Source organism: Pseudomonas mohnii, assembly GCF_900105115.1.
Taxonomy (GTDB): domain Bacteria; phylum Pseudomonadota; class Gammaproteobacteria; order Pseudomonadales; family Pseudomonadaceae; genus Aquipseudomonas; species Aquipseudomonas mohnii.
In genome coordinates, this window is the sequence record NZ_FNRV01000001.1 from 402,286 (window position 1) to 414,638 (window position 12,353).

10 protein-coding genes are annotated in these 12,353 nt (G+C 61.2%); 4 read left to right on the forward strand and 6 right to left on the reverse strand.

Going from position 1 to position 12,353, the window contains the following annotated elements; translation table 11 throughout:
• Positions 1 to 12: 12 nt before the first annotated feature.
• The 4 genes from BLV61_RS01735 to BLV61_RS01750 form a co-directional block, all read right to left on the reverse strand.
• Positions 13 to 1,089, reverse strand: a complete 1,077-nt coding sequence (locus tag BLV61_RS01735) for a WD40/YVTN/BNR-like repeat-containing protein (protein ID WP_047529498.1) — start codon at positions 1,087 to 1,089, stop codon at positions 13 to 15.
• Positions 1,090 to 1,162: 73 nt separating this feature from the next.
• On the reverse strand, positions 1,163 to 2,527 hold the full coding sequence (locus BLV61_RS01740) for a DUF1329 domain-containing protein (protein WP_047529501.1): 1,365 nt from the start codon (positions 2,525 to 2,527) through the stop codon (positions 1,163 to 1,165).
• A 33-nt stretch (positions 2,528 to 2,560) separates the two neighbouring features.
• Complete coding sequence (locus BLV61_RS01745) at positions 2,561 to 4,390, reverse strand: DUF1302 domain-containing protein (protein ID WP_047529502.1); 1,830 nt, start codon at positions 4,388 to 4,390, stop codon at positions 2,561 to 2,563.
• Between the two features lie 332 nt (positions 4,391 to 4,722).
• Positions 4,723 to 5,772 (reverse strand): AraC family transcriptional regulator, encoded by a 1,050-nt coding sequence (locus BLV61_RS01750; RefSeq protein WP_052193539.1) that lies wholly within the window; start codon positions 5,770 to 5,772, stop codon positions 4,723 to 4,725.
• Positions 5,773 to 5,983: 211 nt separating this feature from the next.
• On the opposite strand from BLV61_RS01750, the gene BLV61_RS01755 reads away from it, so the two are divergent.
• The 4 genes from BLV61_RS01755 to BLV61_RS30650 all read left to right on the forward strand — a co-directional run bounded on the left by BLV61_RS01755 (position 5,984) and on the right by BLV61_RS30650 (position 10,097).
• A complete protein-coding gene (locus BLV61_RS01755; protein ID WP_090462090.1) occupies positions 5,984 to 7,645 on the forward strand; it encodes a GMC family oxidoreductase in 1,662 nt (553 codons plus the stop codon).
• Complete coding sequence (locus tag BLV61_RS01760) at positions 7,614 to 7,973, forward strand: hypothetical protein (protein WP_052193542.1); 360 nt, start codon at positions 7,614 to 7,616, stop codon at positions 7,971 to 7,973. The genes BLV61_RS01755 and BLV61_RS01760 overlap by 32 nt, the downstream gene beginning before the upstream one ends.
• A 91-nt stretch (positions 7,974 to 8,064) precedes the next feature.
• Positions 8,065 to 9,189: a CaiB/BaiF CoA transferase family protein gene (locus BLV61_RS01765; protein WP_047529504.1), complete on the forward strand. Its 1,125-nt coding sequence runs from the start codon at positions 8,065 to 8,067 to the stop codon at positions 9,187 to 9,189.
• Positions 9,190 to 9,224: 35 nt separating this feature from the next.
• A complete protein-coding gene (locus BLV61_RS30650) occupies positions 9,225 to 10,097 on the forward strand; it encodes a hypothetical protein (RefSeq protein WP_167361766.1) in 873 nt (290 codons plus the stop codon).
• On the opposite strand, the gene BLV61_RS01770 is transcribed toward BLV61_RS30650, so the two are convergent.
• Complete coding sequence (locus BLV61_RS01770; protein WP_090462092.1) at positions 10,013 to 10,564, reverse strand: DUF2889 domain-containing protein; 552 nt, start codon at positions 10,562 to 10,564, stop codon at positions 10,013 to 10,015. The two genes, BLV61_RS30650 and BLV61_RS01770, sit on opposite strands and share 85 nt — an antisense overlap.
• Positions 10,561 to 12,339, reverse strand: coding sequence for an arylsulfatase (locus tag BLV61_RS01775; protein ID WP_090462095.1), 1,779 nt, complete (start codon positions 12,337 to 12,339; stop codon positions 10,561 to 10,563). The genes BLV61_RS01770 and BLV61_RS01775 overlap by 4 nt, the downstream gene beginning before the upstream one ends.
• Positions 12,340 to 12,353 lie beyond the last annotated feature (14 nt).

A 12,353-nucleotide genomic window follows, 5' to 3' on the forward strand; every position in this document is an offset into this window, starting at 1 on the left:
GTAATGCCGGGCTTATTCGAGGGGCAATTGCCGCAGGCCTCGGGTGCCTGCCAGCACCAGTGAACCGCCGCTGGCCACTTGTGCGGCGGCGACCGGCGCCAGCGCTGTATTGGGCTGCTGTTGAAAACTGGCACCGTCGTCGGTGCTGATCAGCACGTGGCCGGCCTGACTGACCAGGACGATCCGGCCATCGGCGGTGACGCTACTGGCCGTGATGCTCAGCGGCAGGCCAAGGTCGACTTTGTTCCAGCGGATCCCGTCATCGGTACTGCGAAAGACGTTGCCTCGCAGGCCAAAAACGAGCACGACACCGGGCTTGCCGGTGACGCCGAAGAAACTGCCGTTGTACGGCATCGGCAACGCGTTGAAACGACCGCTTGCGCGATCCAGCTTCATCACCAGGCCCTGCTCGCCAACAATGAACAACTCATCACCGACCGGCCGCATCGCATACAGGTTCAGGGCACCGGGGTTGTCAGTGAGTTCCAGCAACGGCGTCCAGTGCTGGCCACCATCATCGGTACGGAAAATCAGGTTGAACGCGCCGACGATGTAGCCGACCCGCTCGTTTTCGAACCAGACATCGAGAAAGGGTTTGTCGGCGCCCTCCTCGACCATGCGCTGCGCTTCGCCGACCCGTGCCTGAAGGTTCGCATCGTCCGGTTGGCGGGTGAGCCGACGCTGGTACTCAGCGAGCATGATCGGGCCGACCTGGCGTCCGTCCAGTTGCCGGCTCCAGGTCTTAGCGGCATCGCTGCTGTGCAGCACCACGCCGTCGTGGCCCACCGCCCAACCCTGTTGCGCCGTCGGAAAATGCACGGCCACCAGATCGGAGCTGACCGGTACTTGAGCCTGTTGCCAATGCTGGCCGGCATCATCGGAATACAGAATGTGTCCACGCTGCCCCACGGCAACCAGTCGCTCGCCGGCACGCGCCAGCCCGGTCACCATGGCGTGTACAGCCAACTCGCTGCGCAACGCCGGGGTGTCGAGCACATCGGCAAATTCGCCGGCAATCACCGGGCGAGTGAAGGGTACGGCCAGGGCAGCCGACAAGGCGGCGAGAAGGAACCACTTGATTATTGTCATTATTGTTATCTCGGGTGCACACCACAGGCCCCTGCAGGCGCGAGCTTGTTCGCGCCTGCAGGGTCGTGGGGGGTTAGCGGATACCGGTACCCGCCAGCGACTCGGCAGACCACTGGGCCTTGGACAGTGGGTCGATGTACTTGAGACCACCGTAAGGTCCGTAGAAACCATTCACGTTATAAGCACCGGAAACCAGGTCGTAGAGCATGTGGTTGATGGTGTCCGGAGCCTGCACGTCGTAGCTGTAGGTCAGATGAGAGAAGCCGCCGCGATAGAGCTGGCCACGGGCGTCATACTCGTCGGACGCCAGGGCAATCCAGCTGTCCTCGTCGAGGTAGAAGGTGCGCTTGCTGTAGATGTGGCGCTTGCCTGGCTTGAGCGTGGCTTCAACGACCCACACCCGATGCAGCTCCCAACGCAACAGGTCGGGGTTGACGTGGTTGGCCTTCATCACGTCGGTTGCGTCCTTGTGATAACTCATTTTGTAGGTGTTGTACGGCACATAGAGTTCTTTCTTGCCGACCAGTTTGAAGTCGTAACGGTCCATCGCACCGTTGAACAGGAACGCATCGTCATAGGTGGCAGCACCGACAGTGCCGGGGTTGGGTGTGTCGTAAGCCAGGTCCGGCGCCAGTTTCACCCGGCGTTGTCCCGGCAGGTATTGCCAGGCGCGACGTGGCTGTTGCAGCGGGTTGACCGAGTCCATGAGCAACAGTGCTTCCCCGGCGCGACGGGCCGGACCGGTGTAAGTCAGCTTGATCTTGTAGAAGGTTTCATCGGGGGTCACAGGCCCCGCAGCCCGGGTCGGCGCGTAGAGCGGGTATTCAATGTTGAACACGCCCGTGGAGCTCAAGGAGGCGGCGCCGGAGGAGTCGACGTTCCACGAGTCGTACTTGTTGGTCATGGCCACGCCCTGATAGCGCAGCAAGTGGTTCCACATCGCCTCGTTGCCGTCAGCCGGGATCGGAAACGGTACGCCGGGCAGGACATTTTCCAGCGACAGGCCGCCATCGGTGGTCTTGGCGGTGACGGCGTTTTTCGCGGTGTTGTCCAGTACGGCCTTGGGCAGCGCGACGCTGCGGTGAGTCGGGTACACGTCGAGGCGATAGCTCGGGTAACGGGTGAGCAATGCCTGGGCCGTCACCGTGAGCTTGTCTTTCTGCTCGGCGAGGTTTTTGCCGGTAATCACCAGGCGCGGCTTCTCGGACTCGAACGGGTCGGGCCGGAAGGAGTCGCCGGGTTTGAACCCGGCCGGAATCGCCGTCAAGCCACCGGTGTATGCCGGAATGCTGCCATCGGCATTGGCCGCTTTGTCAGCGCCCACGGCGGTCAGGCTGGTGCCAAGCTTGGTCGCTTGATCGGCACTGACAGCCGCATGGGCGGAACCGGCGACGGCCAGCGCCAGGGCGGTGGCCAATAGGGATTGAGTCAAATGCATGGGGGTGTCTCCTGTTAACTCACGGCTCGAAGATCAGAGGGTGGTTTTGAAAGTGAAAGTGACCATGCCGCGATCCTTGAGCTGGGCCGGGGTACCCGCAAATGCCGTGGTCTGGCCCGGAACGCAGTTGTACTGGCCGTTGGCACCAGGGGCGGCACCATCGCCATGCACCGCAGCGCCGCCGGCAGATCCGCAGGTGTCGAAATCGCCGAAGTTATCGACGTATTTGAGATCGAAGCGGTATTGGCTGTGCACGTCCATGCCGACGCCGACCGAGTAACTGCCGGTGCCTTTGTTACCGCCCAATTGCACGGCGGACTGACCGGCGAGACCGACGTTGTAGCTGACCGGCAGGAACATATCGATGCCGGGAAATACCTGATACCAGGTCGGGTTGAAGTTCATGCCGATGATGTAGTTGTCCTTGGACACCTTATCGACGCCGTGATACCAGTCCTCGCCCTTGAACAGTTGCTTGTTCTCGGTCACGTCGAGCCAGCGGCTATAGCCGAGCTCAACCAGCAACGTCGACGTATCCCATAGAGGCGTTTCGCCAAAGGTGGTCAAACCGTTGAGCACGGCGTGCACGGTATTACCCCGCGCGACACCGTTGTCGCCATCAAAGCTGGCTATGAAGCCAGGGGCATTCGCCGCACCCAAGGTCGGGTTGACGGTGGCCGGCACGCTGGACAGTGGCATGTTGTGGCGATAGTTCAGATCGAAACCGACACTCACACCTGCGACGTTTTTCGACAGGCTGAACCCATAGACGTCGATGTCATCCACGTAGAACTGGTTGTAACTGCCGGCATTGCCCGAAGCCAGTTGAGCCGGGCCGACGGCGACCGGTTGCAGCACCAGGTTGGGCAGGATGTCCGAAGTCTTGCGGTAGTAAACGCCCATGGTGCCGTCGAGCCACGCCGGGCTCCACTTGGCCATCAGACCGAAGTCGCCACTGTTATGAGGGGTGTAGGTGTGGCCGTTGGTCAGGCGCAGGAACTGATTGGCGCCCAACGGTCCCGGGGTACCGAAACGTGGATTCTGCGCAGCGATCAGCGACAGGTTATGCCCGCCACTCTGCAGGCCGTCGTTGAATCCCAGGTACGTGCCTGACTCCGGCAGACGCGCGGCGTCCCAGTCGAGGAAGTACTGCGCGGCGAGGGTCAGTTCCGGGTTGACGGTAAAGCTTGTGGACAGCTGGTTACGCGGAATGAACAACTCTTTGGCTTCGGTGCCCGGTACAGCCAGTGCCTTGGACAAATCCAGGCCTGACTGGCCATAACTGTTGCCGTGGGCAAAGGCCAGCACGCTTTCACCCCAATACAGCGTGTGTTTGCCGGCCTTACCGCTCAACAGGGATTCGTCGCCGATCTCGGTACTGCCGAAGACAAAGGCGTCGAGAATTTCCGAGGACGGACCATTGTAGTAACGGTCGGCATAGCCGCTCTGATGGTTGGCGTCGGGCTTGCCATTATTCAGCTGGTTGGTCGATGGGTTGAAGCTGCCCACATCTTCATAGGCATGGTCGTACCAGCTGTTGGCACTGACCCGAAAGCCCATCTGTTTCTTGTACACCACGTCCAGTTCCGACAGCACATCGAGGCGCTGGGCAACAGGGCTGCCGGAAGAGAAATTGCGATTACCGTCGTTGTTATTCCACGAGTTGGCCAGTTTGCTGTTCGGCGCTTCGACCCGCTGGGCGTAGTTGAATTTCAAGGTGTTGTCGAAGCGAACCGAAACGTCCTCATTTCCGGTATCGAACTCGAACGCCTGCACAGGCGTCATTCCCAACCCGGCGAAAACCGCCGATGCCAGCAGCCCGCGCCGCAGATTTGGATGGCAGATCTTATTGTTGTTATTCATCTAGCGTGCTCGCCTTCTCTGTGGTTTCACGAAAAGTCATTCAAGAAAATGCCGATACGGCGAGTGCGCCCTGCTCTAAGGAGCGCACGCCAAATCGGTCGAGGCTGTTGTATCGCGAGGGGTGGGTGGGTCGCTGGTCAATTGGGCTAATTCATCGGTCAGCGCAATGTGGACGCGACAAAGCGACCCTGCAGGAACTGCCGAAGGGGTGGCCGGTGTTGGGACGATCGTTTGTGCTTAATCAATCAAGATCAATAGGTCACAGCCTGCGGCAGCGGCTGCACCGATCGAATGCAGAAGCTGCCGCAGGCGGCGATCTTTGATCTTGCGTTTCAACCCTGCTGACGAAAATCCGTCGGTGACAACCCGGTCCATCGCTTGAAGGCGCGGGTGAAGTTGCTGGTGTCGCTGAAACCCAGCAGGAAGGTGATTTCCGTGACCGGGCGGGACGCCTGGCTCAGGTAGCTGCAGGCCAGTTCCTTTCGGGTGTCATCGAGCAATTGCTGGAAACTGGTACCGCGTTGGGACAGCTTCAACTGCAGCGTGGTCGGGCTCATGAACAAGGCACTCGCCACCTTGTCCCGGGTGCAGTCACCGTCCGGGAGAAACTCGATGATCTTCTGGGTCACGCCGGTAATCACGTCGCTTTTATCCAGGCGCGCCAGATAGCTGATGATGATGTTGTCGTTGACCTGCGCCAGTTCCGGGCAGGAACCACTGAGCGCCTGCATCAAGTCCGCCCTGTCGAAAACCAGCAGGCTGCTGGCCTGGCCGAACAAGACCGGTGCCCTGAACAAGGTTTCGTACGGGGTGGCGCCCTCATGGGGCATCGGCCGGCGCAACTCCACGCGTACCGGCTTGAATTCCTGCTTGTAGATCAAGCGCATGGTCCGAATCAGGAAGCCGAAAAATGCGTCCTCGGTTTCGCTGCTGAGCTCGAGCAGATGGTCGAAGCGCATCAGCACGTGTTCGTCAGTCTGAGTGAGGCTGACCTTGGCCACCTGGGACACCAGGCGGAAGTAGCGCTCCAGGCGTCGGCAGAAGTCCATCAGCGTGCCGCTGGCCGCCAGCGAATAACCCAGGGCATGCAGGTGGGTCAGGTGAATATGCCTGGCCACGGTCAGCCCGAAATACGGGTTGTTGGTCACATCGACGCAGGCTCGATACAGACGCGTCATCGTCGCCGCCGGCAAGCGGGTCATCGGGTCGGTAGAGACATCCAGTGGAATGCCCATGGCCAAAAAAATCCGTTTGCTGTCCACACCGCTGGCGTCCAGCGCCCGGGCAATTGCCACGGTATAGCTGCCAATGGTCGTGGGTTGTAACGCCTCTTCACGCAACGAAATATCGTCGCCCGGCGTCTCCGTGTTCGAACCTGACATGTGCCTGCCTTTAGTGGATGCGAACGTCGATACTCGCTCCCGATCATGCATCGGTCAATGATCAGGCCGGAACATGTCCACGTCGTTCCGATGCTTGGCGTGATAGTCACCTGCCCCGCTGACCAGCGAATTCATTCTATTGACCAGTGACAAACCGGCCAGATGCTCACAATGCGCTCAAGTTATGCCTCGAATAAAGAGAAGAATAAGCATGAACCTGAACGCAGAATTCGATTACATCGTGATCGGCGCGGGCGCTGCCGGCTGTGCAGTCGCCAGTCGACTGTCGCAGGACCCGTCTATTTCGGTGTGCTTGCTGGAAGCCGGTGGCCCCGATACCCATCCGCTGGTGCACATGCCCGCCGGTGTCGCCGCCATGGTGCCCACATCGATCAATAACTGGCAGTACCAGACAGTGCCGCAACCGGGCTTGAACGGCCGTGTCGGCTATCAGCCACGGGGCAAGACCCTGGGCGGTAGTTCGTCGATCAACGCCATGGCCTACCACCGTGGTCATCCTGAAGATTTCAACCGCTGGGCGGCACTGGGCAACCCGGGCTGGAGCTACCAGGAGGTGCTGCCGTTCTTCAAGCGCGCCGAGCACAACGAACACTTCAAGGATGAGCTGCACGGACAGCACGGCCCGCTCAACGTGCGCTTCCACTCCTCGCCCAACCCGTTCGGCGAAACCTTCGTCGAGGCCGGCCTGCAGGCCGGTTACCCGGCTTGCCCGGACCAGAACGGCGCAAACATGGAAGGCTTCGGTCGAGTCCAAGTGATGCAAAAGGACGGACAGCGTTGCAGCGCGGCCAAAGCCTACCTCACGCCTAACCGTCACCGGGCCAATCTGCGCATAGAAACCCATGCCCACGCCACGCGCATCATTTTCGAGGGCAAGCGCGCCGTCGGCATTGAGTTCGTGCAAAAAGGCGTCAAGCGCTCCCTGCGGGCGCGGCACGAACTGATCCTGAGTTCCGGCGCCTTCAACTCTCCGCAACTGTTGTTGCTGTCCGGTGTAGGCCCTGCCGGCGACTTGCTCAAACTTGATATCCCGGTGGTACATGAACTGCCAGGCGTGGGCCAGAACCTGGTCGATCACATCGATTACGTGCACTCCTACCGCGTCAAGTCGCGCAAACTGATCGGCCTGTCGCTGGCGGGCATCTGGGACATGGCCAAAGCCGTCATGGGCTACTGGCGCCATCGCACGGGCCCGCTGACCACCAATTTTGCCGAGGCCTGCGCTTTCGTCAAAACCCGTTCGCCGTTGCCACAGGCCGATATCGAACTGGCCCTGACCGTCGCCATGTTCGCCGACCACGGCCGCACGCTGTATCGCGGTCACGGCCTCAGTGTGCATGCCTGCCTGCTGCACCCCAAAAGCGTCGGACAACTGAAACTGACGAGCGCCGACCCGATGGAGCCACCGCTGATCGACCCGGCGTTCCTGACCCACCCAGACGACATCAAGACGCTGATCGACGGCTATCGCGTGATCGAAAAGGTCATGGGGACCAAAGCCTTCAAGGCCTTCAATCCGCGAAGTGTGATTGAAACGCCGATGAGCACCGACGCCGAGATCGAACAAGTGCTGCGCAATCGCTCCGATACCCTGTATCACCCGGTGGGCACCTGCAAAATGGGCAGCGACGACATGGCCGTCGTCGACGCGCGCTTGAAAGTGCATGGCCTGGAAGGCTTGCGAGTCGTCGATGCCTCGATCATGCCGACTATCATTGGTTGTAGCACCACTGCCGCCACCATAATGATCGGCGAAAAAGCCGCCGATTTTATCCGCCAGGATCGCGAAGCCAGCACCGCCGCTTCATCGGAGGACAACCATGAATCCAGCACGCGCCATCACCCCGCATAAATTGCTGACGGTTTGCACCGTGGTGGAACTCGCCACGGGACTGGCCCTGCTGGCCACCCCCGGTCTGTTCAGCCATCTGCTGCTGGGGATTGCCGCCACCGACGTGACCAACCTGTTCGCCCGGTTCTTTGGCGTGGCCCTGATCGCCCTCGGCATTGCCTGCTGGCCCCGGCCGCAAAGCATTGCCGCGATTCGCTCGATGCGCTTCTACAACGGGGTCATTGCGTTGTACCTGGCGTACGTCGGCGTATTCGTCAGCAGCGGGTTGTTGCTGTGGCCGGCGGTGGTTTTTCACGCCCTGATGACCGCGTTGTTGATGCGTCGTTAATGTCAAAAGATCGCAGCCTTCGGCAGCGCCTGCAGGTGCGATCTTTTTGATCTTCCCCCCCCAAGGTCTGTCAATCCAAAGGAGTACTCGCATGGGAGTATTGGACGGCGTTCGTATCGTCGAAATTGCCGGCATCGGCCCGGGCCCCTTTTGCGGCATGTTGCTGGCTGACATGGGCGCCGAAGTGATTCTGGTCGAACGTGCCGGCAAAGGTGCCGACATGCTGGACCTCGGCAAACACGCCATCGTCAATCGTGGCAAACAGTCGATAGCCCTGGACCTCAAAGACCCGGATGCCGTCGACGCTGTATTGCGTTTGATCGAAGGCGCCGACGCGCTGATCGAAGGCATGCGCCCAGGTGTCATGGAACGCCTGGGACTGGGCCCCGACGCCTGTCTGGCACGCAATCCGCGACTGGTCTACGGGCGCATGACCGGCTGGGGCCAGCAGGGTCCATTGGCCCAGGCCGCCGGCCACGATCTCAATTACATCGCGCTGTCCGGTGCCTTGTGGTTCAGCGGTGAAGCCGGACAACCACCGATGGCTCCCCCAACCCTGGTGGGCGACCTCGGTGGCGGCGCGTTGTACCTGGCGATGGGCATCCTCGCCGGGATTATCAATGCCAGCACCAATGGCGTCGGCCAGGTAGTGGATGCGGCAATTGTCGATGGCAGCGCCAACCTGATGAACCTGTTGCTTTCGGCACACTCGGCCGGCCAACAACCACTGGAGCGCGGTTGCGGCTTGCTTGATGGTGCGCACTGGGCACGCACTTACGCCTGCGCCGATGGTTTGTTCGTCAGCGTGCAGGCGCTTGAACCGCAGTTCAACGCCTTGCTGTTCAACAAACTTGGCCTGGGCGATGACGCGGACTTCAAGAACCCCTACGATCCGCGTTTGTGGGGCACCTTGCGCCAACGACTGGCCACGGTGTTTGCCAGCCAGCCGCGCCAGCATTGGGTCGATCTGCTCGAGGGCAGCGATGCCTGCTTCGCCCCGGTACTGACGCCCGCCGAAGCACTGACCCATCCGCACATGGTCGAACGCGGTGTCTACTCTCGCCAGGACGGCCTATTGCAGGCCGCACCGGCGCCGCGCTTCTCGACAACGCCGTCTTGTGCCGGATCAGTACCCAAGCGCGGCGAACACACGGCACTGATCCTGCGCAAAGCAGGCTTGAACGACGCGCAGATTGCACACCTGATCATCACCTGATCACCACAAACCCTGTAGGAGCGAGCCTGCTCGCGATGGACGTCAACGACAACGCGGGCTGTCTGAATACCCGCATTGTCCGCACGTTTTTCGCGAGCGGGCTCGCTCCTACAGGGTCCACGCAAATCTTTGTGGGAGCGAGCCTGCTCGCGATGGACGTCAACGATAACGCGGGCTGTCTGAATACCCGCATTGCCCGCGCGCTTTTCGCGAGCAGGCTCGCTCCTACAGGGTCCACGCAGATCCTTGTGGGAGCGAGCCTGCTCGCGATGGACGTCAACGATAACGCGGGCTGTCTGAATACCTGCATTGCCCGCGCGTTTTTCGCGAGCGGGCTCGCTCCTACAGGGTCCACGCAGATCCTTGTGGGAGCGAGCCTGCTCGCGATGGACGTCAACGATAACGCGGGTTGTCTGAATGCCCGCATCGCCCGGGCGTTTTTCGCGAGCGGGCTCGCTCCTACAGGTTCCACGCAGATCCTTGTGGGAGCGGGCCTGCTCGCGATGGACGTCAACGATAACGCGGGCTGTCTGAATGCCCGCATCGCCCGCACGTTTTTCGCGAGCGGGCTCGCTCCTACAGGTTCCACGCAAATCTTTGTGGGAGCGGGCTTGCCCGCGATGGTCGTCAACGATAACGCGGGCTGTCTGGATGCCTGCATTGTCCGCGCGTTTTTCGCGAGCGGGCTCGCTCCTACAGGTTCCACGCAGATCCTTGTGGGAGCGAGCCTGCTCGCGATGGACGTCAACGATAACGCGGGCTGTCTGAATGCCCGCATTGTCCGCACGTTTTTTGCGAGCAGGGTAATGCGTCGGGAATGTATTTATTGCTTCAGGAATACGGCGACGGGACTGTCCTCGCGCAAGGCGTGGCAGGTGTTGATCAGCCTGCTCGTGGCGTTGCTGTAGACCTGCGTATCCGCCGCCGTGCGCGGCGCAACCAGCGACCGGGCCATGGGAATGGTCTGAAACGCCGTCGTGGCTATCGGCAGCAGCAGTTCGGTCAGGTGCACACAGCCGCCAGTCCCGCCAAACAGCTCCTTGATCCGTCGCGAAAACCCCGGACCGATGCGCTCGCCGCAGAGTTTTTCATAGCCAGGCATCGCGCCGCGACATTCGCTGGTGGGAACATCAGGCATCGTCACATGCACCTCCCGCACGACAAAGTCATCGTCCAGCGTCAGCCGCATGACCATGCCGTGATAGGCCTGCCCCGCCAGCACCACCCGGCCCTCGGCGAGGGTCACGGGATGCGTCTTGCTGTCGCTCAAACGGCCTTCGATATCCCACAGCCCGTCAGCCCGCAAGAAGCCCTGGCACTCGACCTTGCGCCGGTGAATCAGGCGCCGCCCCCACTCATCCACTTCATCGTTCATGGTGTCGCCGCCTTCTGGCGACGACGGCGCCAAACCCACACGCCCACCAACAACCCGATCATTGCCACGATTGGCGGCGCCGCAGCCTTGAGCTTGGGGATCACCACGTGCTTCAAGGCATACATCTGGCCCTGGTGCATGTAGTCATAACCGACCGGCATCGGCAGCACTCCGTTGACGCGGGCGTACTCGGCGTAGTCGGCCTGCATGCGCTGGAAGCGCTCCGGCATTTGCTGTTGCAAGTCGATCACTTCACCGGGATCAGTGACGATGTTGTAAAGGTGCCATTGTTCGTTGCCCACCGGTTTCAGGCTCTTCACCAGTTTGTAATCACCCTTGAACAGCGCCGCGCTGCCGGAGAGTTCATAACCGATGGGCTGATCCTCTGGATGCACGCGCTCGGCCGAACCTTGCAGCACCGGCACCAGGCTGCTGCCGATCAGCGGCTCCACGGCTCGCCCCTGGTACTCACCTTTATGCGCGGGCACGCCGGCCACTTCCAGCAGGGTCGGCACAATGTCGGTGACGTGGGTGAAGGCCCTGGAAATCTGATTGGCCTGGATTCCGGGCACGCCGGCAACGATCAATGGCGTGCGCAAACCGCCCTCACCGGCAAAGAACTTGTAGCCGCCAAGCGGCGAGGCGGCCGCGCTCGCCCAACTGGGGCCGATGCTGGTAAAGGCGCCCTTGCTGCCCAGGCGCTCAAGCTGGCGGGTGTAGTTCATTTCCAGCCACAAGCGGACCGCCGGAATCGTGTAGGGGTCGGTCGGCTCGCTGCCGTTATCGGAGAGGAACACAAACACCGTGTTGTCGTACTCGCCAGTGGCTTTCAGATGCGCGATGAAGCGACCGATCTGCTGGTCCATGGTCTCCGCCATTCCGGCGTAGACCTCCATGCGTCGCGCTTCGTAGCGCTTTTCATGCTCGTCGAGGGCGTTCCAGTCTGCCGTGCTGGCCATGGTCTGCATGCCGGCGCCCGGGGGGATCAACCCCAATGCCACGGCGCGGTCACGCCGAGCCTCGCGCAAGGCGCTCCAGCCCTGGTCATAGCGGCCACGGTACTTGTCGATCATTTCTCTGGGCGCCTGGACCGGGACGTGGTTGGCCTGAAAGCCCAGATAGGCGAAAAACGGTTTGCCGCCCTGCCGATCAGCGGCGATGTACTCCAGGGCCTTGTCGACAATAAAGGTCGAGGAGTAATAGTCCTTCGGCAGATGGGCAGGCTGGCCGTTCTCGAACCAGGCGGCCTTGTCATACAGCGGCGCGTACGGCCGCTCTTCCCAGTTGTCAGAACCACTGTCGGCCTGGATGAACGAACGGTCGAAACCGCGATTGTCGGGCAAGGTGTCCGGGGTCTTGCCCAAATGCCATTTGCCGGTGATGTAGGTGTGGTAGCCGGCGTCCCTGAGCAGACTGGCGACAGTGATGGCGTTGTCGTTGAGCACGCCGCTGTAGCCGGGTTTGCCCAGGTGTTCGTCGGGCATGGTTTCCGGCATGTTGCCGACGCCGTTGCGGTGGTTATCGACGCCCGTCAACAGCATCGAGCGCGTGGGCGAGCAGGAGGCCGTGACATGGAAGTCGGAAAACCGCACGCCCTCACGGGCCAGGGTATCGATGTTCGGCGTGGCGATTTCACTGCCGAAGGCGCCAACGTCGCTGTAGCCCCAGTCATCGGCCACCAGTACCACGATGTTCGGGCGTTTGGGGGCGGCGAAAGCGTGAGTGCCGAAAGCGAGACAACCCATCGCCAGAACAAGAGGTTTCAACGGGATCATTCACGGGTCCTTTT